Source organism: Nitrobacter winogradskyi Nb-255 (assembly GCF_000012725.1).
Taxonomy (GTDB): domain Bacteria; phylum Pseudomonadota; class Alphaproteobacteria; order Rhizobiales; family Xanthobacteraceae; genus Nitrobacter; species Nitrobacter winogradskyi.
Genome location: NC_007406.1, coordinates 68,271 through 87,682 on the forward strand (window position 1 = coordinate 68,271; position 19,412 = coordinate 87,682).

Here is a 19,412-nt window from a genome sequence, read left to right on the forward strand (position 1 = left end):
GCGGCTGCCGTAAACTACGGCACATGTGACGTCGCTTCGCGTAAACTGGTTTCCGCCGCTCGCGCAGCCCGAATAAAATCCCGGACCATGCCGGCGTCCTTCACCCCCGGCGCGCTTTCCACCCCTGAGGACACATCGACGCCGCCGGCGCGCGTGATGCGGACCGCATCATCGACGTTGCCTGCCGCCAGGCCGCCCGACAGCATGAATGGAATATCGACGGACAGATTCGTCAGAAGACGCCAGTCGAAGGGTACGCCGAGCCCGCCCGGCCGGGTCGCGTGCTTCGGCGGACGCGCATCGAAGAGCAGGCGGTCGGCGACAGCGGCATAGCGTGGCAGGTCCGCAAGATCGGCGGCGATCTCGACGCCGATCGCCTTCATCACCGGCAGGCCGAAGCGCCGCTTGATCTCGCGGATGCGCGGCACGGTTTCCTTGCCGTGCAGTTGCAGCAGATCCGGCCGCAAGGCCTCGATAATGCCGCAGAGCGTCTCATCATCGGCGTCGGCCGTCAGCGCGACCTTGGCCGCCCGGCCTCGCACCTGCGCGCCGAGCTCTTGCGCGCGCGCAAGCTCAAGATGCCGCGGCGACGGCGGAAAGAACACGAATCCCACCATATCGGCGCCGGCCTGCAACGCCACATCGAGCGTCGAAGGGGTGGACAGGCCGCATATCTTGACGATCAATGACATGGTCTCGAATGGTCCGGCACAACCCGACCAATGGCAGGCCGGCGTGCTGCAATCAGCGCGATGGGCCGGTTCTACAACGTCGCAAGCGGCTTGTCTCGCTTGCGTGGACGCGGCCCGAACGTTCTTTCCCTTTGCGACGGGGACGCAGAATCATGGCGATCGCGGGATGCGGGTCACAAGCCCGAGGACATGCTCGACAGCGCTATAACACCGCTACCCGGCCCGCCGGGTCAGTTCCGGCAGCCGCGTCACCTCTTGCGACTCGTAGCGTGATCGCAAATCAGCAAGCTCCACATGCGCTTTCCGCGCATCCGATTCGTATTGACGGGCCGCGTAGCGCCAGCGGCGCTGCCCCACCCAGGTCGCGACGCTGCCGGCGACCACGCCGAAAATAGCCACCGAGATGATCAGAATGAACAGCGGCAGCGTGACGCCGGTCTGAGGGTCGGACCCGCCGAAGGGGTCGAACGTCACCGTGACCAAACGGCGGTTGGCGAACGCGAACACGATGAAAATAACACCAAGCGGAATCAGGATCAGGCCGGTCAGGAATTTGCGCATGATCTCTCTCGCGACGCTGCGTCAGCCGGCACTCATGCTGACAGGTTCGCTTGCCGATTGATGGGGCCGCTCCCCTGGACGTTCCTAGTGTAGCGGTTCAGAAGTTCGCTTCAATTTCCCAGCGAGTCCTTCAAGCGAACCTATGAACCTAAGCTACACTAGATTCATAGAGTTGCTAGTGTCCCGAATCCGAAGTTCGCCCAGGAGCGAGGCCGCGAAAACAAGGCGAACTTCGGATTCGGGGCACTATGCGTTCGCTTCGCTCGTCGCATTGTCACGATTGAGCCGCTCACGCATTTCCTTGCCGGTCTTGAAAAACGGTACACTTTTCTGGTCGACCGGAACGTGTTCTCCCGTGCGCGGATTGCGGCCCGCGCGGGCAGGACGATGTTTGACTGAAAACGCACCAAAGCCACGCAACTCGACGCGATCACCCCGCGCAAGAGCGGCGACAATCTCATCGAGGATCGCGTTCACGATGTTCTCCACATCCCGCTGGTAGAGGTGCGGGTTATGTTCGGCGATGCGCTGAACGAGTTCGGATTTGATCATCGAGACAAAGGCCCATGCGTGGGATGCCCATTTCCGTGAAAATGGTCAGGACTGTCAAGACAGTAAATGTGATTCGGGATCGTTGGAAACCCGGCCGCGAGAGCTTGCGTTGCAACATCCATCGCTTTTCGCAGCGCGAAATGCCTGTTCACGAACGGCTCGACCTCAATTCGACGGCGCGGGATGCCAAAGCGCCAGCATTCCGTCGAGATTCAGGCGATCCGCCGCTCGCACGATCCCGGCCTGCTCGACCTGCCGCGCAATACTGCCCAATCCCAGCGCGTCAAACGCCACCGACGCAGCGGTGCGGATGAAGGTCAGATCAGTGAAGCGCGGCGTCAACTTGAAATCGCGCACCGGAAGGTCGGGCGCGACTTTCTTTTCCGCCACAAGCCAGGCGATCGCGACCTTTTCGTCGCCAAGCTGATCGATCAACTTGAGATCCAGCGCCTGCCGTCCGGTGAAAACGCGCCCGTCGGCGACCTTCTCGAGCTGCGCATCGTCCATGCCGCGCCTGTTCTGCACCAGACCGCGAAACCAGGCGAAGGAATCCTTCACCAGGGCGTCGATCGCGGCCCGTGCTTCCGGACTGGTCGGTTCATATCCGCTCGGGGCCGCCTTCAGCGGCGAGGATTTCACCGCCTCCACCTTGACCCCGACCGTTTTCAGAAGTTCGGTGACGTTCGGATACTGAAACAGCACGCCGATCGAGCCGACCAGCGCGGTTTGCTGCGCGACGATGTGATCGGAGGCAAGCGCGGCGATATATCCGCCCGACGCGCCGAGCCCTTCCACCACCACGACCATCGGTTTTTTGGCCTTCAGGCGCGTCAGGGCCTCATAAAGCTCTTCCGACCCGGCGGTGGTGCCGCCCGGCGAGTTGATGTGGACGATGACCGCCGGCGCCTTCGACTTTCCAAGCCGCTCCAGGGCCTCGACCCGCTTCTGATCGCTGCGGATCAGACCGTCGATGTTGACGCGCTGGATCGCGGAAGAGCCTGTCAGCCTGCCGCCCAAAGGCGAGGCGTAAGCGCCGAGCGCGACGACCGCGCCGATCACGATCAAAGCCGACGCCACGCGCCAGAAGGTGAGCTTGCGGCGCAGCCTGCGACGATCGACGATCATGTCGGATTCCATCGACATCGACATTTCTCCTCCATAGCGTTTTCCGGCGAAGCATGTCCCCGCGCTTGACCCGAGGACAGATATCGGCTCGCGTCAAGAAAACGCGTCAAAACAACGATCTGGAACTTCGCTTCTGATTCAATCGGAAGCGAAGCTCCCGGATTGCGCTCGATTACACCGTCGCCGGTGCGTGCGTGGTACCAGAGGCCCGCCAAGCTACACCAATCGCGGCCCAATATGAAGAAAGCATGGCCGGAGTACGACACCGCGCCGTCTCGATATTCGACCTTGCCAACGCTAGCGGCTGCGCCGATCCGGCGCGATCAGTTCCGGCCGCGGCCCCGACAGCCGCTTGTGCAAGTGGACCATGAAGGCCATTCCGAACAGCGGCGTCGCCAGATTGACGACCGGAATCGCGACAAACGCGGCAATGATCAGGCCGGCCATAAAAATGGTCGAGGCATTATCGCGGCGCATCGCCTTGGCTTCCGCCGGCGAGCGGAAGCGCATCGCCGCAAGCTCAAAATATTCCCGGCCGAGCAGCCACGCGGTCGCGATGAAGAACGCGATCACGCCGGCGCCGGCCACGAACACGAACGGCAGCGCAATCAGATAGACGAGCAGCGTCAGCAGCGCCGCCTTGATGCTTTCGGTCATCGCAAGGCCGATCGGCAGCGCCGCGCCCGGACGGTCGGCCGGGTAATGCTCGTGCTCGACGATCTCCGCGACATCGTCGACGAACACGCCCGCCACCAGCGAGGTGATCGCGGGCATCAGAAACACCGCGCCGAACACGATGCCGAGGCCCGCGGCGATTGAAAGAATCCAGGCGAGGATATTGAGCGGCGTGTGGAAGGAGGGCCCCAGCATGGTCTCCGCCCAGACTTCGCCCGATCCGGCAAGCCAGCTCAAAAGCCGCTGCAGTCCGACAGCGGCGACGACGATCAGCACCAGCGCCAGCCCGATCACGCGCCACAGAATGGCGCGCATCGGCAGCGAAAGAATCTGCGTAAGGGCGTTGACAGCGGCGCCGATCATGACGGAGCGTTCCCCGGAGAATCCCTGCGCTCAGATAAACGCCGCAACCCCGGCCGGCAAGAGCGCGAGGCTTCTCGCGCTGGACGGATCAAACGGTGCGCAAGCAAATTTTTTGTTTGAGCATGATCTTATCCGAAAACCGGTCTCCACTTTGCGCTGGCGCGGCCTTCGGGTCGGGATCATGCTCTAGGCGGCGTAGGTCTGCGCGCCCGCGAGTTCGGCCGCGATCATGGCGCCGAGCGCCATGTCGCTTTGCTGGCCGAATCCCTGATGAACGATGCGGCCGTTGCGGCCGATCAGGATGCTGGTCGGCGTGCCCTGCATTCCATAGCGGCCCATGGTGACCGGCAGCGGTGTGCCGTCGCCCGCGGCATCGACGCCGATCGGAAACGTCAGCCGGTATTCGTGAATGAAGGCTTGAAGCGAAACCGGCGTCATCGCGGCATGATGTTCGAACACCGTGTGCAGACCGATCACCTGAAGATCGGTCGCCTTGAACAACTCATGGGCGCGCTGGGTCTGCGGCGTGCCATGCGCGACGCAGCCGGGACACAGCATCTGGAAGGCATGGAGCAGCACCGGGCGGCCACGCAGCGCCGCCAGCGTGATGGGCTCGGCCGTGTTGAACCATTGCGAAACGGCAAGTTCGGGAGCGGGAGCGTCAGCTGTCATGGATGGCCTCGCAAGGCCATTCGCGGCCCGGTTTCCAACACGATCTTCCCGCGTCGGATGGACCGATGATAGCGGGCCGATCCGGCGATGCAATGCGCGATCGCGTCACCGAGGGCTGCGCTCGTGGTGGAACGTCGCGCCGGTATGGGTTGGTCTTGCGCCGGACGCGCGTCGCGGCGAGCGCGCCCTCGCGCCGCGGATGTGTGCCGTATCTCCAGTTTCGGATTGCGCGCGCGGCGGGACACTTTCTTCGGCGCTCACTTCTTCCACCGTCACCGGCGAATCATGCGGCGCGGGATCAAACGACGGAGCGCCGGCTCCGGCCTGAAACGGATCTTCTCCATGCACGGATTCAGCGAGCGGCTTCGGCGTGTCGGCCCAATGCAGCGAGCGATAGTCGAAGCCCCGCGCGATCGTGGGTTTGACGATCTCGAAATAAGGCGAGATGTCGAAATCCCGCGGCATATAGAGAGAAGAATCCCGAATGTGCAGGATCTCGCGCCGCGCGCTGCGACTGCCAGCGCGCGTGATCTTCGGCAGGACCGGATAGCGCACCGCGCCGAAAGCTTGCGCGATCAGCGCCGAGCAGATCATCTTGGTCGGATCACCGGAGCCGAACGCGATCATGCGCCGCCGCCAGCGCTGCGGGAAGGGTAACGGAACCAGGTACCGCATCAGATCGATGATGTTCTTGGTGTCGTAGCCGAAGCCGATCCGGTTGATGGCATAGCGGCACACCGTCACGCGGTCCTCGTGAGACAGGCCGACCGGACGGCACACCCGGCTGTGATAGGGAAAATACTTCGACAGCGGCGCCGAGACGACGCCTTCGCCGACATTGGCTTCGATCAGCACATGCGGCTCGCCGTCAGCCTCGCTGGCGCCATCGATCGGGCCGACATAAAGTGCGGAGTGCGACCACGTCGATTGCGTGAGATATTTGATGATGCCGGAGATTCGGCTGTTGCCTTCGACCAGGAGAACGTCGCCCTCCTCTATCAGGTCGCGCAGATGCTCCGGATCGCTGGGCGCGAACGGCCTGTATCCCGGTATCTCCTTCTGAAGATACGCCGCGATCCATTTTCCGACCGTATCGAGTACGAGACCCATGAAGTCTCTCTCCGCGTTTCGCGCCTGACCGGTTTTCCCTCCTTACCATGGACAGAACCCGTTGCAATTTGGTTCATGGCTGCAATCGCGAAATCACCATTGATTCACCATGACGGTTGCCGCAGGCTCAGTGATGCGGCAAGCTGGCCGCGTTCCAGCATCCGAACGCGCAGCAAGGGGCAAGCGATTTTTGAATCACCGCGCCGATCATTCCTGCATCTGAGTGCGGGAACCGGGCCATGAGAATAACGCGCCGCGATTTTCTCTCGGCGTCCGCCGGCTGTGCGGCGGGAATGAGCATCGGTCGCGCGCGGGCCGCGCCGCTGCCGCGCGACCCCGACGTCATTGTGATCGGCGCCGGCGCGGCGGGCATCGCGGCGGCACGGCGCGTTCAGGCCGCGAACCGCACCGTGCTGGTGCTGGAAGCGGCAGGCAGGATCGGCGGACGCTGTCACACCGATACCACGACTTTCGGAACGCCATTCGACCGCGGCGCGCGCTGGCTATTCGAACCCGACACCAACCCGATCATCCGGCTGGCGCGAAGCGCCGGCATGGAGGTGTTTCCGTCCCCGCTCGGCCAGAAGATCCGCATCGGGCGGCGTAACGCGCGGGCTGGCGAAACCGAACAGTTCCTCGCCGCACTGATGCGCGCCAAGCGCGCCATCGGCGAGGCGGCGCGAAGGAAGGTCGACGTCGCCTGCGCCTCGATGCTGCCCGAGGATCTCGACGTCTGGGCCGAGACCATCGATTTCGTGCTCGGCGCCAGCGCCACCGGAAAGGACCTGAAAGATCTCTCGGTGATGGATCGGGCGAGCGCGCCTGAGCGCAACGTCGCGATCGACTGCAGGCAAGGCCTTGGCGTGCTGCTCGCAACGCTCGGCCAGGCCGTCCCCGTCAGTCTGTCGACGCCCGTCACCCGGGTGACGTGGACCGGCCGCAGCCTCACGGTCGAGACGTCCGCGGGCCGTATCGATACACGCGCCGTCATCGTCACCGTCTCCGTCAACGTGCTGACCTCAGGCCATATCCGCTTCACGCCCGAATTGCCGAAACGGCAACTCGACGCGGCCGCGAGACTGTCGCTCGGCAGCTACGATCGCATCGCGCTATGGCTGCCCGATAACCCGCTCGGCCTCGGACCCGGCGAGACCATGATCGAGCAGAGCAGCGACGGAAAGACCGCGCTTCTGGTGGCGAACGCGCATGGATCGTCGTTGTGCACGGTTGATATCGCCGGCGGCTTCGGCCGCGATCTGTCGGCGCAAGGAACGAGCGCGATGACGGCCTTCGCCACCGAGTGGCTGACGAAACTGTTCGGCAGCGACGCGGCGGACGCGGTGAAGCAGTCTGCCACGACCCGCTGGAACGCCGATCCCCATGTGCTCGGAGCAATGTCGGCCGCGGAACCCGGCGGCCATCCGTCGCGGAAGATCCTGATGGAGCCGCTGGGCAACCTGTTTCTCGCCGGTGAAGCCGCGCACGAAACGCTGTGGGGCACCGTCAACGGCGCATGGGAGAGCGGCGAGCGCGCCGCCGACGCCGCGCTGCGGAAGATCGGCGCGAGCAGGGAAAAGGAGCCGGCACAGCCACAGGCGTCGAAGCATAAGCAGCCCCGAGCCCAGAGACGGACGCCCTCGCGGCGCGGGAACGACGCCTTCGGCTTTCCGCTGCCCCGATGACGCGACCGAAGGCGCTGATCTCATGGTCGTCCGGAAAAGACAGCGCCTTCGCGCTGCATGAAATCCGCCGCGAGGGCGCGTTCGACGTCGTCGGCGCATTGACCACGGTGAACGAGCGCTTCGGACGCGTCTCGATTCACGGCGTTCGCCAGGAGTTGCTGGATGCTCAACTCACCGCCGCGGGATTGTCGCCACGCGTCGTGCCGATTCCCGATCCGTGCCCGAACGACGCCTATGAAGCGCGGATGACCCGGACGATGGCGGATGCAAAGCGATCCGGCATCACGCATATCATTTTCGGCGATCTGTTTCTCGCGGACATCCGCGCCTATCGCGAACAAAAACTCGCCGGCGCCGGGATCACGCCGGTGTTTCCGTTGTGGGGCCGGCCGACCTCGACGCTCGCGCGCGAGATGATCGCGAGCGGGCTGGAAGCGCGTCTGGTCTCGGTCGACCTGGCGAAGCTCGACCGTTCGCTCGCCGGCCGCGACTTCGATGAGCGGCTGCTGGAAGACCTTCCCGCCGGAATCGATCCGTGCGGCGAGAACGGCGAGTTTCACACTTTCGTTTCCGCCGCGCCGGTGTTCTCGCAACGACTCGAGGTCTTATGTGGCGACGTTGTCGAACGCGGCGGATTCGCCTACCGCGATCTCGTGCCGGCGTAGTCGTTCCTGATTCTCGGGCGCGTCGTGATGCGAGCTGCTATCCGCTTTGCGTCAAGACGCTTTAGAAATTATTGTCTGGTCGCATTTTCTTGCGGCGAACAGGTCATCCACTTCGCCGGAAAATGCTCTAACCGCGAAGGCTTCCGCCGGTTCTCTTCGCGACTTCGGCGACGATTTTCCCCGCCACCGCCTCGATCTCCTGATCGGTGAACGTCCTGTCACGCGGCTGCAGCCTCACCGCGATCGCGACCGATTTCTTGTCCGCATCGATGCCCTTGCCTTCATAGATATCGAACACGGTGACGCCGGAGACGAGCTTCCTGTCCACGTTCTGCGCCGCGCGCACGATATCGGCTGCTTTCACGGTGCGATCGACAATGAAGGCGAAGTCGCGCGACACCGGCTGGAACGCCGGCAATTCCAGCACCGGTTTCGCGCGCGTCGGTTTCTGCTTGGCCTCCGGGATACGGTCGAGAATCACCTCGAATCCGAGCAGCGGGCCTTCGGCCTTCAGCTCGTCCAGCACGCGAGGGTGCAGCTCGCCGAAATAGCCGAGCACGTTGTGGGGGCCGATCTGGATCGCGGCGGAGCGTCCCGGATGCAGCCATGCGGGAAAATTCTTCGATTCATGGCTGGTGGCGATCTGCAAGGCGGCGGCCGGCGCGCCCGCGGCAGCCAGCACGGCGAACGCGTCGGCTTTCGCATCCAGCGCATTAGCCGTGGCGGAGCCCGACCAGTGCCGTCCAAGGCCCGCCGACGAGGCGATGCCGCGGCGAAGCCCCGCGGCGGCCATGAACTGATCCTGCGGGCCGTCGCCTCTGAAGATCTGCCCGACCTCGAACAGCGCGACATCGGCAAAGCCGCGGTCAGCGTTGGCCTGCGCGATCGCGACGAGGCCCGGCAGCAGGCTCGGCCGCATGTCCGAGAGATCGGACGCGATGGGATTAGCCAGTGCCAGTTCGCTTGAGCCGCCGCCGAACAGTTCAGCCTGCGTTCTTGAGATGAACGACCAGTTCACGGCCTCGACCATGCCGCGCGCCGCCAGCGCGCGCCGCGCCTTGCGCGTACGCGACTGGATCGACGTCAGCACGGGCTTGCGCGGAGCCTCTCCGCGATCGAACGGCGTCATCGGCACCTTGTCGACGCCGACGATGCGCACGATCTCCTCGACGAGGTCGGCCTTGCCCTGAACGTCGGTGCGCCAGGTGGGAATGGCGACCTTCACCACCGGACCGCTGCCGGCCACCATGAAACCCAGATGGCCGAGAATGCGCCGCACTTCCACCAGAGGCACGTCGATGGCCGCGAGCCGCTTGATCTCGCTCAAGGGGAAATCGATCACCCTGTCTTCGGGCAGCGCCTGTCCGGCAACGACATTCTCCGACGGCGAGCCGCCGCACAATTCCATCACCAGCCGCGTCGCCATCTCAAGCCCCGGCACCATGAAGGCGGGATCGACGCCGCGCTCGAAACGATAGCGTGCATCCGAATTGATGCCGAGCCTGCGCCCGGTCTGCGCGATGTTGATCTCGCTCCACAGCGCCGATTCGATCAGCACGTCGGTCGTGGTCTCGTCGCAGCCGGTTTCCTCGCCGCCCATGATGCCGGCAAGCGATTCGACGCCCTTGTCGTCGGCGATGACGCAGACATTCGGATCGAGCGTATAAATGCGGCCGTCGAGCGCCTTAAGCGTCTCGCCGTCGCGGGCGCGGCGTATCGTGAGATCGCCATGCACCTTCTTCGCGTCGAACACATGCAGCGGACGGGCGCGGTCGTAGGTCATGAAGTTGGTGATGTCGACCAGCGCATTGATCGGACGCAGGCCGATCGAGGTCAGACGCTTTTGCAGCCACTCCGGCGACGGGCCATTCTTCACCCCGCGCACCATTCGCAGCGCGAAGCCGGGGCATAGCGAAGCATCTTCCACGGTGACCTTCACCGGACAGGGGAATTCGCCGGTGACCGGCTTGATGGTCGGATCCTTGAAGCGGCCCATGTCGGCGGCCGACAGATCGCGCGCGATGCCGTGCACGCCGGTGCAGTCCTGCCGGTTCGGCGTCAGGTTGATCTCGATCACGGGATCGCCGAGCCCGGCCCATTCGGCGTAGCCGGCGCCGACCGGCGCGTCGGCGGGCAGTTCGATGATGCCGTCGTGATCATCCGATATCTCAAGCTCGGCCGCCGAGCACAGCATGCCTCGGCTCTCGACGCCGCGGATGGTGCCGACACCGAGCGTGATGTTCTTTCCCGGAATATGGGTGCCGGGCGGCGCGAACACGCTGATCAGTCCCTCGCGCGCGTTCGGCGCGCCGCACACCACCTGAATGTAAGACGGATCGCCCTTGTCGCTGGTCTCGCCGGTATCGACCATGCACACCCTGAGACGATCGGCGTTCGGATGCTGAACGGCGGAGACCACCCGCGCGATGGTGAAGGGCGCGAACGTCTTCGACTTGTCCGCGATGTGCTCGACCTCGAGTCCGATCATGGTGAGCTTGTCGGCGAGTTTTTCCAGCGGCTCGTCGGTGTCGAGATGATCCTTCAGCCAGGAGAGAGTGAATTTCACGACGACAACCCCCCCGCCAGCGTCGGGATTTCGAGCGGCCTGAAGCCGTAATGCGTGAGCCAGCGCACGTCGCCCTCGAACAACTGCCGCAGATCGGCGATGCCGTACTTCAACATGGTGATGCGATCGATACCCATGCCCCAGGCGAAGCCCTGATAGACCTCGGGGTCGATGCCGCACAGCTTCAGCACGTTGGGATGCACCATTCCGCAGCCGAGAATCTCCAGCCAGTCCTCGCCCTCGCCGAAGCGAATCTCGTGCTTGTCGCGGCGGCACTGGATATCGACCTCCAGCGACGGCTCGGTGAACGGAAAGAACGACGGGCGGAAACGCATGTTGACGTTGTCGACCTCGAAGAACGCCTTGCAGAACTCGTGCAGGATCCATTTGAGGTGGCCGAGATGCGATGACTTGTCGATCACCAGCCCTTCGACCTGATGGAACATCGGCGTGTGGGTCTGGTCCGAGTCGCTCCGATAGGTGCGGCCCGGACAGATGACGCGGATCGGCGGCTTCTGGCTGAGCATGGTACGCACCTGCACCGGCGAGGTGTGAGTGCGGAGCAGGAGGCGCGAGCCATCGTCTTTTGGATTGAAGTAGAAGGTGTCGTGCATCTCACGCGCCGGATGGCCCTCCGGGAAATTCAGCCGCGTGAAATTGTAGTCATCGGTCTCGATATCGGGGCCTTCGGCGACCGCAAAACCCATGTCGGCGAAGATCGTGGTGACCTCGTCCCACACCTGGCTCAGCGGATGGATGCGGCCGGCTTCCGCGGGCGTCTCGCGCAAGGGGGGCGTGACGTCGATGGTTTCCGACGCAAGGCGCGCATCGAGCGCGAGAGCCTTCAGCACCTCGCGGCGCGCGGCCAGCGCCCGCGTCACCGTATCCTTGGCGAGGTTGATCTTCGCGCCTTCGGTCTTGCGCTCGTCCGGCGACATCTTGCCGAGAGTCGCAAGCAGCGCCGAGATCGAGCCTTTCTTGCCGAGCGCCATGACGCGCACCGCCTCCAGGGCGGCCTCGTCGGAGGCGTTCGCGATGTCGGCAAGGATATTGGATTGAAGAGCGTCGAGATCGGACATGAAGCGCCACCACTTGCACAACGTCATGCCCGGACCTGATCCGGGCATTCACGTCTTGCGGCGCATCCACGATCAATAGACGTGGATGGCCGGGACAAGCCCGGCCCATGACGGCGTTAGCGATCGATGCCGGGCAATAACGATCAGGCCGCGAGCGCGGCCTTGGCCTTCTCGGCGATCGCCTGAAACGCGGCGGGCTCGTTGATGGCGAGATCCGACAGCACCTTGCGGTCGACCGTGATGCCCGACTTCGACAGTCCGTCGATGAAGCGGCTGTAGGTCATACCGAACGGCCGAACGGCCGCGTTGAGACGCTGGATCCACAGCGCGCGGAAAGTCCGCTTCTTGCGCTTGCGGTCGCGGAAGGCGTACTGCCCGGCCTTGTCGGCGGCGGCCTTGGCCGCGCGGATGGTGTTCTTCCGGCGGCCGGAAAACCCCTTGGTGACCTTGTAGACTTTCTTGTGCTTGGCGTGAGCCGTCACACCGCGCTTGACGCGAGCCATGACTGAACTCCTCTCAAAATCAACGGGTTAAATACGGGATGCCGCGTTAAGGCGGCGAACGGACGTCAGGCGTTGGGCAAGAAGTATTTCTTGATGTTGTCGCCGTCGGTCTTGAACAGGACGCGGGTGCCGCGGAGCTGACGAATCTGCTTCTTGGTCCGCTTGATCATGCCATGGCGCTTGCCGCGCTGGGCATGCTTGACCTTCCCGGTGGCCGTGATCTTGAAGCGCTTTTTCGCGCCCGATTTGGTCTTCAGCTTGGGCATTTGGCTCTCCTGTCGCCACGACGAAACCCGCCCTGAGGGCGGCCCACTGGCTAAAAATGCTCGTTATTTTGCATGATCTTACCCGAAACGGTTTTCACCTTTCGGAACCATGCTTCAGAGCGTTGAAAGTGCCCGGCGTTTCCCGAAAGAAATCCCGGCACGATCGTCGCCACGGCAGCCCTTGAATCAGCCGGGCGACGAAGACTGGGCTTATGGCAGAGGTTTTGCCGATTGGCAACGATTTAGCGAAAGAACGACCGCTGCTCCTCGTCGAAAACGGCCCGCCATATGCCTGGCGGGCCGTTTTCGATCGAACCTCAAACTGGGGTCAGCGCGGCGCCAGCACCATGACGACCTGGCGGCCCTCGAACCTGGCGTCCTGCTCGACCTTGGCGTAGGCGGAAACGTCGGCCTTCACCTTGTCGAGCAGCTTGGTGCCGATCTCCTGGTGAGCCATCTCGCGGCCGCGATAGCGCAAGGTGATCTTCACCTTGTCACCCTCCTCGAAGAACCGCTGCATCGCCTTCATCTTCACGTTGTAGTCGTGATCATCGATCATCGGGCGGAGCTTGATCTCCTTGATCTCGACGATCTTCTGGCGTTTGCGCGCCTCGGCGGCTTTCTTCTGGGCCTGAAACTTGTACTTCCCGTAGTCCATGATCTTGCAGACGGGAGGACTGCTGTTCGGCGCGATCTCCACGAGGTCCATGCCTGCTTCCATGGCCATCTTGATCGCGGCGATCGTTTCCACGGTACCTTGATTGGTACCTTCCTGGTCGATCAGTTGAACCTGGGCATTGCGGATTTCATCGTTGGTGCGCGGTCCGTCTTTCGCGACGGGCATTGGCGCTCTGTTGGGACGGCGAATGGGTGGCTCTCCAATGTGGTGACGGAAGCGCCTACTCTGAAGGAATAAGCGGCTCCGGGCAAGCGGCTGGATCAACGTGCCGGCAAAACCATCGACCGCGAGGTATTTTGGTCACGCCGGCCGGCTCGGTCAGAACCCGGAAGCCCGCCGCTTGTTCCGCACACGGCCAGGCTCGTGAGATACAATATAAGACGGGGGACCTGATGACAGACGGGACGGCGACACAGTTCATCGAAGTCGGCGGCGGCGACGCCGCGCGCCGGATCGCGGTGCGGGCGCGGCGCGGCGGCGCGGCGGGTCTGTTCTGGCTCGGCGGCTTCAGGTCCGACATGGCCGGCACCAAGGCGCTCGCGCTCGATGCATGGGCCGCCGAGCACGGCCGGGCCTGCGTGAGGTTTGACTACTCCGGCCACGGGGAAAGCGGCGGCGAGTTCACCGAGGGCACCATTAGCCGCTGGCTCGAGGAAAGCCTCGCGGTGTTCGATGCCTTTTGCGAGGGACCGCAGGTGGTGATCGGCTCGTCGATGGGCGGCTGGATCGCGCTCCTGCTGGCGCGCGCGGTGGCGCGACGGGCATCCTCCCGCGCCACGCTTTCCGGCCTCGTGCTGATCGCCCCGGCCCCCGATTTCACCGAGGAACTGATGTGGAAGGCGTTTCCGCCGGAAGCCAGACACGCCCTCGAAACGCACGGCGTCTGGCTGCGGCCGTCCGACTACGGCGATCCCTACCCGATCACGCGCAAGCTGATCGAGGACGGGCGCAACCATCTGCTGCTAGGCAAAAGCATCTCGACCGGCTGTCCGGTACGCATCCTGCAGGGCGCCCAGGACACGGACGTACCGTGGCGACATGCCTTCGCGCTGACCGAACGGCTGCCGAGCGATGACGTGGTGCTGACCATGATCAGGGACGGCGATCACCGGCTGTCACGTCCGCAGGACATCGCGCGGATTCTCGCGGCGGTTAGGGAGTTCTGAACCGGCCGGTCGCGCGGACCCTTGACTGTTCAAGCCCTCGGACCAGACCGCTTCATCTGCGCTTCACGATGAGTTTGGCCGCGCCTTCATTGTTGCGGTAGAACGTGTCGTAGAAACCGGGAACGCCCAGCACCGCATCGTTGACGAACACGAGCAGCTCGCCGCTGCGCGTCGGACGGATCACCGCCTCGATGGTGCCGTCTTCGGGATCGGGATCGAGAAACACTTCTTCGCCGCCGACCGCGCCGTAGCGCAACACCAGACGGAACCACGGCCGCGTCAGTTCGCGGCGCAAGGGGACGCCGAGCACCAGCGCAAGCTGCTGATGCCAGTCCGGCGCATCGGTCGAGTAGAAGCCGCCGAGCGGGGACGCAATGCCGCCGTCACGGAACGGCTCGGTGGTTTCCACCTTGACCAGATAGCGCGCTCCGTTGCCTTCGACGAATATGCCGGTGTTGTTGCAAAGGCCGGAGGTGGCGAAGGTCGCGCTGGCCTCCTCGCCGCGCGCCAGCCTTTTAGTGTCCGGGCTCTCCCGACAGGTGAAGCCCGCGATGTCCTGCACATTATAAAGGAGATGGCTCGTCAGCGTGACGCCTAGATAGACAAACAGGAGCGCGAAGAACGCCGGCGCGCCGCGCCGCTTCAGCCAGTCGTGAAAAGCGGTGTAGATGCGGCTGGTGCGCAGCCGATAAATCCAGTTTGTCGGGCGCGTGACGGGCGCGGACGGCGCGCGCCGCCAGATCGCACCCATCGTATCGGAGATGCCGGCCGCGAGCCGCCCGCTCCAGGCGATCAGCACGATCACGGCGGCGAACAGAAGTGAAAACTGCACCGGGCTGCGGGCGTAGCCGTCGATCCAGGTCTGCGCGAATCCCGGCAGGAAGCCGCCGACCAGGCGGATGATGTCCGAGATCCAGCGGAACGGGCTGAGATACTCGTCCTTGGCCGGCAGCTTGCGCAACAGCGGATACAGCGCGAGCCAGAGCGAAACGCCGACGGTGAGGAAGTAGACGATGCGCCGCTTCCACACCTCGTTCCAGACGTGCTCCTGCGCCTCGGCGCGCGTCGCCGCCTCGCCCGAGGTCTCAAGCCCGAACGCATCCGGCGTGACGATCCGCCCGTCGTAAGTCGCGACATCGTAAACCGCCGGAAGCCCCACCGGCGCATAGGCATGGACGCGGCTCGCGATGCGGCATAAGGCGCTCTCGTGAACCTTCGGCCGCGCCACCGACACCACGTCGCGTTTCGCGTAAATATAGTTGGAGAGAAGCTCAATCTTGCGCGGGCCGTAGCGATAGTAGCCGCCAACGCCCTTGCGCGGATCATAGAGCCGGCCGTCCTTGTCGCAGTTGACGATGGCATGCTTGAAGGTGTCGGGATCGGCCGGCGGAGTCCCCTGATCCGACTTGAAGCGCAAGCCGCAGGCCTCGGCCTCCCGCAGCATCCAGACCAGCGGGATATAGGCCAGCGAATCGTCCGGATAGCCGCCCCCGACATTGGAGTGAACGCCGGGAAACCAGACCTGACTCACCTGCTCGTCGGCGAGATAGCGCTCGCCGTCCCGCCGTGGCGAGGCGGACCGTGCGCCGCACTCATCCCACAGTTCGGGATGAAAAGTGGTTCGCTCCTCGTCGATCGACAGCGCCTGGCAGGCCCGCACCACCCGCGTCAGATCGAGCCTGTGGTCGGGAAATTGCAGCGGCCAGATGAAGCGGCTGATCCCTCGCGTCATCTCGTCGATCGGCAACCCGTAGGCGGCGACCGTATCCCACACGCCGATGAAGCGGATGCGCTGGATCACGCGATTGTCCGCCTTGTCGTAATCGTCGCGCCGCACCAGATCGCGCAAGCTCCGGAACAGATGCTCGACGCGCCAGACGGTATGATAGCGCTCGCGGCGATAGGCGCGATAGGCGGCGCGCGCCTTGCGGTCCAGTTCCTTCTCGGTGGCGGCGACGATCAGTCCCTGATTGAGAATCAACCCCATCACCACGCGAATGGTGAAGGCGCCCCGGCTGAAGCCGAAACCGAAGATCTCGTCGCTATCGTCGCGCCAGTTGCGGCAGGCGAACTTGTAGATGTCGATGACGTTGCGTTTCAGCCCGAAGCCGAAGGCGCCGCCGAGCATCGCCAGCGGCTTGAACGACGAGGTGCCCACGCCATCGTCGTAGAACGCGACCTGATCCGATCCCGAAACATCGAGCGCCTCGAACGTGCGCCAGACATTGGTGCGCCAGACTTTCGCCGCGGAATTTCCGGTGCCGTCGGACAGCAGAACGATTTTCCGGCCCATGCCAGCTCCCGGAACGATGTTCGCCCGATGTTGATCCCTGCACTCTTGTTCCAAAACGAACGACGCCCGTTGGGGCGTCGTTCGCATCGGCATCAATTTAACCCTGACCGTGACATAACTTGCGAGTTAGGCGCCTTCCGGCTGTGATCGGCCTTGGTCCTATCCGGGGCCGATCTCTCCTTTTGCGCCGGTTGCGTCCCTTTCGGGTCGTTCCTGTGATCGTCACGACGGGTTCGAGGTCATCCCCAAATTATCGACCATCAAACCCGTCGTTCCCTGAGTGACGTAACCTGATCGTCACAAGAAGTTGGCGACAGCTCTCGTCGAGGACGCCACCGCGGAGCTGAATCCCTCACGAAGGTTCGTCAGGAACTGAGCGAGGGGCGACGGACCAGCGTTGACGCTCTTGCGACGGCTTTCCAGCCGGCTCATGCTCAAGCTCTGCTCGTCGGCCTGCTTGGCCATCGACACGGGTGCTTCCTGGATGGGAGCACTCATTTCTTCGCTGGCGGCGGCTGCCGATTCGATCACCATGGCGTACTGGACAACCTTGGTCGTCTTGCCCTGGGCGTCGAGGACCGGGATGTACGAAGCCCGGATCCGAACCTCGCTGCCGTCCTTGGCGACGCGCTTGAACTCGGCCGACTGAGCCTCGCCGCGATTGAGCTTGCCCCAGAACTCGCGATAGGCAGAACCGGAACGCTCCGAAGACTCGACGAACATTCCGTCATGCTTGCCGCTAACCTCGCCGAGGGTGTAACCCATCGCCTTCAGGTACTTGTCGTTGGCGGCGATAATGGTGCCGTCCGGCCTGAACGAAGCGATCGCCTGGGCGCGTTCGATAGCGGCGAGCTGACCCTCGTTCTCCAGGGCCTTGAGCTTCCTGGCCGTGATGTCGGTCGCGATCTCAACCACCTTTACAGGCTTGCCCCTCGAATCCAGAACCGGATTGTAGGAAGCCTGCAGCCAGACGGTCTTGCCGTCCTTGCCGATACGCTTGTACTCGGCCGACTGAGCCTCGCCGCGAGCGAGCCTGGCCCAGAAGTCGCGATAGGCGGTGCTGGTCCGCTCGGCAGCCTCCACAAACATGTTGTGGTGCTTGCCCTGGATGTCCTTGAGGAGCGCGTAACCGAACGTTTTCAGGAAGTTGTCGTTCGCGGTCAGGATCTTTCCATCCATGCCGAGTTCGACGACCGCCTGCGACTTTCCGATGGCCGTGATCTGGCCTTCGAGATCAGCCGACTTCACCTTCTGCTTGGTGACGTCGGTCGCGAACGCAACAACCTTGAAGGGCTTGCCGCTCTCGTCCACGATCGGGTTGAAGGTCGCCAGCAGCCACACTTCGTTCCCGGCCTTATTAATCCGCTTGTATTCAGCGGATTGAGGCTCACCGAGATTGAGCCTGGCCCAGAAGTCGCGATAGGCGTCGCCAGCCCGCTCCGATGACTCCACGAATACCCGGTCATGCTTCCCCTGCATTTCACCGAGGGTGTAGCCCATCACATTGAGGAAGTTCTTGTTCGCGGTAATGATCGTGCCGTCGAGGTTGAATTCGACCACGGCCTGCGCGCGCTCGATGGCGGAGACCTGACCCGCGTTCTCCAGCTCCTTGATCTTCTTGGCGGTGATGTCAGCCGCCAGCGCGATGATTTTTTTCGGATTCCCTCTCGAATCCAGCACCGGAATGTAGGAAGCCTGAACCCAGACCTCGTCGCCGTGCCTGTCGATACGTTTGAATTCGGCCGATTGGGTCTCACCCTTGTTCAGCCTGGCCCAGAAGTCGCGATATGCGGCGCCGGACCGCTCGTCCGCCTCCACAAACATGCTATGGTGCTGGCCGCGAACATCCGCCAGCGTGTAGCCGAATATGCTGAGGTAGTTCTCGTTAGCCGTGACGACCGTTCCATCAAGACCGAGCTCGATGACGGCCTGCGATTTTCTGATTGCTGCGGTTTTCGCAGCATCTTCTTTTGCGATCGACCACTTTTTGAAGAAAAACATTGATCCTCCCCAGGAGTTAGATCCAAGAACACCGAGGCTCCGACTCGCGGGCGAAACCTTGGTATACCGATCATGAATGGAATCGGTTAAAACGAGGTTAATTCTTTAACCATCGCGGCCGGAGTTCTGATCTGCGTCGCGGGGCCGGTCTGAGGAGGCCTTGTCGGCCGGTCGCCATGACATTTATTACGTCTTTTCAATAGGATAGCTATCGTCAACTCGCCCGCAACGAAGCCGGCGGCGGAGGTTTCCCGTCTTTGTTGAATGCGAGGACGGCGACCCGGTTTTCCTTAAGAAAGACAGCATCATGGCCGCAGCCGCAGGCGGCGTTAACAATTCAGGGCGGGGGAAAACTGGCCGGCTCCGGAGTGGGGAAAGCCCGCCGGGCATCAAAAAAATCTTCCCGGCCTCTCTGATAAAATCAGAAGCGAAAGTGCCTGGAGAACCCGACGGAGCATCGACAATCCGTTCCGTCTGGCCCACTCCCCACGGAACGAGCCGGTTTTCGGTAACGGATATTGAGACGGATATGGAAAGGCGTCTCTTGAAATCTGGAGCGGGCGAAGGGATTCGAACCCTCGACCCCGACCTTGGCAAGGTCGTGCTCTACCCCTGAGCTACACCCGCATCCGAAAACAGGCGGCCGATTGCGGGCCGCCGGAGGGCAGAGCTATGCCAAATGCCGCGTGCGAATGCAACAGCCAGATCGGGATATTAATGTCACCCGCCGAAGTCTCCTGGCGGGGACGGCCGCGAAGACCG

Annotated in this window: 17 protein-coding genes and 1 tRNA gene; 3 read left to right on the forward strand and 15 right to left on the reverse strand. The window is 63.3% G+C overall.

Features of this window, described 5'->3' with window-relative positions; translation table 11 throughout:
* Positions 1–14: 14 nt before the first annotated feature.
* The 7 genes from NWI_RS00295 to NWI_RS00330 all read right to left on the reverse strand — a co-directional run bounded on the left by NWI_RS00295 (position 15) and on the right by NWI_RS00330 (position 5,750).
* Complete coding sequence (locus tag NWI_RS00295; RefSeq protein WP_011313395.1) at positions 15–692, reverse strand: phosphoribosylanthranilate isomerase; 678 nt, start codon at positions 690–692, stop codon at positions 15–17.
* A 213-nt stretch (positions 693–905) separates the two neighbouring features.
* On the reverse strand, positions 906–1,253 hold the full coding sequence (locus tag NWI_RS00300) for a LapA family protein (RefSeq protein ID WP_011313396.1): 348 nt from the start codon (positions 1,251–1,253) through the stop codon (positions 906–908).
* Positions 1,254–1,499: 246 nt separating this feature from the next.
* Positions 1,500–1,805 carry an integration host factor subunit beta gene (locus NWI_RS00305; RefSeq protein ID WP_011313397.1) on the reverse strand — a complete coding sequence of 102 codons (306 nt, stop codon included), beginning with the start codon at positions 1,803–1,805 and terminating at the stop codon, positions 1,500–1,502.
* Positions 1,806–1,970: 165 nt separating this feature from the next.
* Positions 1,971–2,948 (reverse strand): signal peptide peptidase SppA, encoded by a 978-nt coding sequence (gene sppA / locus NWI_RS00310; RefSeq protein WP_041345252.1) that lies wholly within the window; start codon positions 2,946–2,948, stop codon positions 1,971–1,973.
* A 279-nt stretch (positions 2,949–3,227) separates the two neighbouring features.
* On the reverse strand, positions 3,228–3,968 hold the full coding sequence (locus NWI_RS00315; RefSeq protein WP_011313399.1) for a sulfate transporter family protein: 741 nt from the start codon (positions 3,966–3,968) through the stop codon (positions 3,228–3,230).
* A 186-nt stretch (positions 3,969–4,154) separates the two neighbouring features.
* On the reverse strand, positions 4,155–4,640 hold the full coding sequence (locus NWI_RS00325) for a peroxiredoxin family protein (protein WP_011313400.1): 486 nt from the start codon (positions 4,638–4,640) through the stop codon (positions 4,155–4,157).
* 105 nt (positions 4,641–4,745) lie between these two features.
* Positions 4,746–5,750: a YiiX/YebB-like N1pC/P60 family cysteine hydrolase gene (locus NWI_RS00330; RefSeq protein ID WP_011313401.1), complete on the reverse strand. Its 1,005-nt coding sequence runs from the start codon at positions 5,748–5,750 to the stop codon at positions 4,746–4,748.
* A 239-nt stretch (positions 5,751–5,989) separates the two neighbouring features.
* Here NWI_RS00330 and NWI_RS00335 point away from each other — a divergent pair, with 239 nt between their 5' ends.
* Entirely contained in the window at positions 5,990–7,432 is a 1,443-nt protein-coding gene (locus NWI_RS00335) for a flavin monoamine oxidase family protein (RefSeq protein ID WP_011313402.1), read from the forward strand.
* Entirely contained in the window at positions 7,429–8,097 is a 669-nt protein-coding gene (locus NWI_RS00340; protein WP_011313403.1) for an ATPase, read from the forward strand. Before NWI_RS00335 ends, NWI_RS00340 begins: the two co-directional genes overlap by 4 nt.
* A gap of 127 nt (positions 8,098–8,224) precedes the next feature.
* Here the strand turns inward: NWI_RS00340 and pheT are convergent, their stop codons facing one another.
* The 5 genes from pheT to infC form a co-directional block, all read right to left on the reverse strand.
* A complete protein-coding gene (pheT, locus tag NWI_RS00345) occupies positions 8,225–10,663 on the reverse strand; it encodes a phenylalanine--tRNA ligase subunit beta (RefSeq protein WP_011313404.1) in 2,439 nt (812 codons plus the stop codon).
* A complete protein-coding gene (pheS, locus tag NWI_RS00350) occupies positions 10,660–11,742 on the reverse strand; it encodes a phenylalanine--tRNA ligase subunit alpha (RefSeq protein ID WP_041345256.1) in 1,083 nt (360 codons plus the stop codon). The genes pheT and pheS overlap by 4 nt, the downstream gene beginning before the upstream one ends.
* A gap of 143 nt (positions 11,743–11,885) precedes the next feature.
* Positions 11,886–12,245 carry a 50S ribosomal protein L20 gene (gene rplT / locus NWI_RS00355; protein ID WP_009796601.1) on the reverse strand — a complete coding sequence of 120 codons (360 nt, stop codon included), beginning with the start codon at positions 12,243–12,245 and terminating at the stop codon, positions 11,886–11,888.
* 65 nt (positions 12,246–12,310) lie between these two features.
* Complete coding sequence (rpmI, locus tag NWI_RS00360; protein WP_009796600.1) at positions 12,311–12,511, reverse strand: 50S ribosomal protein L35; 201 nt, start codon at positions 12,509–12,511, stop codon at positions 12,311–12,313.
* 328 nt (positions 12,512–12,839) lie between these two features.
* A complete protein-coding gene (gene infC, locus NWI_RS00365; protein ID WP_141383319.1) occupies positions 12,840–13,379 on the reverse strand; it encodes a translation initiation factor IF-3 in 540 nt (179 codons plus the stop codon).
* A 203-nt stretch (positions 13,380–13,582) separates the two neighbouring features.
* Here infC and NWI_RS00370 point away from each other — a divergent pair, with 203 nt between their 5' ends.
* On the forward strand, positions 13,583–14,356 hold the full coding sequence (locus NWI_RS00370) for an alpha/beta hydrolase (protein WP_011313407.1): 774 nt from the start codon (positions 13,583–13,585) through the stop codon (positions 14,354–14,356).
* 52 nt (positions 14,357–14,408) lie between these two features.
* On the opposite strand, the gene NWI_RS00375 is transcribed toward NWI_RS00370, so the two are convergent.
* The 3 genes from NWI_RS00375 to NWI_RS00385 all read right to left on the reverse strand — a co-directional run bounded on the left by NWI_RS00375 (position 14,409) and on the right by NWI_RS00385 (position 19,277).
* Positions 14,409–16,649 (reverse strand): DUF2235 domain-containing protein, encoded by a 2,241-nt coding sequence (locus tag NWI_RS00375; protein ID WP_041344622.1) that lies wholly within the window; start codon positions 16,647–16,649, stop codon positions 14,409–14,411.
* 297 nt (positions 16,650–16,946) lie between these two features.
* On the reverse strand, positions 16,947–18,650 hold the full coding sequence (locus tag NWI_RS00380) for a PAS domain-containing protein (protein ID WP_011313409.1): 1,704 nt from the start codon (positions 18,648–18,650) through the stop codon (positions 16,947–16,949).
* 552 nt (positions 18,651–19,202) lie between these two features.
* A tRNA-Gly gene (locus tag NWI_RS00385) sits at positions 19,203–19,277 on the reverse strand.
* Between the last annotated feature and the right edge of the window lie 135 nt (positions 19,278–19,412).

What these genes read in the sequence shown, in the direction of transcription:
- NWI_RS00295 (WP_011313395.1), bottom strand. Translation starts at nt 692, where the DNA reads ATGTCATTGATCGTCAAGATATGCGGCCTGTCCACCCCTTCGACGCTC.
- NWI_RS00335 (WP_011313402.1), top strand. Translation starts at nt 5,990, where the DNA reads ATGAGAATAACGCGCCGCGATTTTCTCTCGGCGTCCGCCGGCTGTGCG.
- NWI_RS00370 (WP_011313407.1), top strand. Translation starts at nt 13,583, where the DNA reads ATGACAGACGGGACGGCGACACAGTTCATCGAAGTCGGCGGCGGCGAC.
- NWI_RS00300 (WP_011313396.1), bottom strand. Translation starts at nt 1,253, where the DNA reads ATGCGCAAATTCCTGACCGGCCTGATCCTGATTCCGCTTGGTGTTATT.
- NWI_RS00340 (WP_011313403.1), top strand. Translation starts at nt 7,429, where the DNA reads ATGACGCGACCGAAGGCGCTGATCTCATGGTCGTCCGGAAAAGACAGC.
- sppA (WP_041345252.1), bottom strand. Translation starts at nt 2,948, where the DNA reads ATGTCGATGGAATCCGACATGATCGTCGATCGTCGCAGGCTGCGCCGC.
- NWI_RS00380 (WP_011313409.1), bottom strand. Translation starts at nt 18,650, where the DNA reads ATGTTTTTCTTCAAAAAGTGGTCGATCGCAAAAGAAGATGCTGCGAAA.
- NWI_RS00330 (WP_011313401.1), bottom strand. Translation starts at nt 5,750, where the DNA reads ATGGGTCTCGTACTCGATACGGTCGGAAAATGGATCGCGGCGTATCTT.
- rpmI (WP_009796600.1), bottom strand. Translation starts at nt 12,511, where the DNA reads ATGCCCAAGCTGAAGACCAAATCGGGCGCGAAAAAGCGCTTCAAGATC.
- NWI_RS00325 (WP_011313400.1), bottom strand. Translation starts at nt 4,640, where the DNA reads ATGACAGCTGACGCTCCCGCTCCCGAACTTGCCGTTTCGCAATGGTTC.
- rplT (WP_009796601.1), bottom strand. Translation starts at nt 12,245, where the DNA reads ATGGCTCGCGTCAAGCGCGGTGTGACGGCTCACGCCAAGCACAAGAAA.
- NWI_RS00375 (WP_041344622.1), bottom strand. Translation starts at nt 16,649, where the DNA reads ATGGGCCGGAAAATCGTTCTGCTGTCCGACGGCACCGGAAATTCCGCG.
- pheS (WP_041345256.1), bottom strand. Translation starts at nt 11,742, where the DNA reads ATGTCCGATCTCGACGCTCTTCAATCCAATATCCTTGCCGACATCGCG.
- NWI_RS00315 (WP_011313399.1), bottom strand. Translation starts at nt 3,968, where the DNA reads ATGATCGGCGCCGCTGTCAACGCCCTTACGCAGATTCTTTCGCTGCCG.
- NWI_RS00305 (WP_011313397.1), bottom strand. Translation starts at nt 1,805, where the DNA reads ATGATCAAATCCGAACTCGTTCAGCGCATCGCCGAACATAACCCGCAC.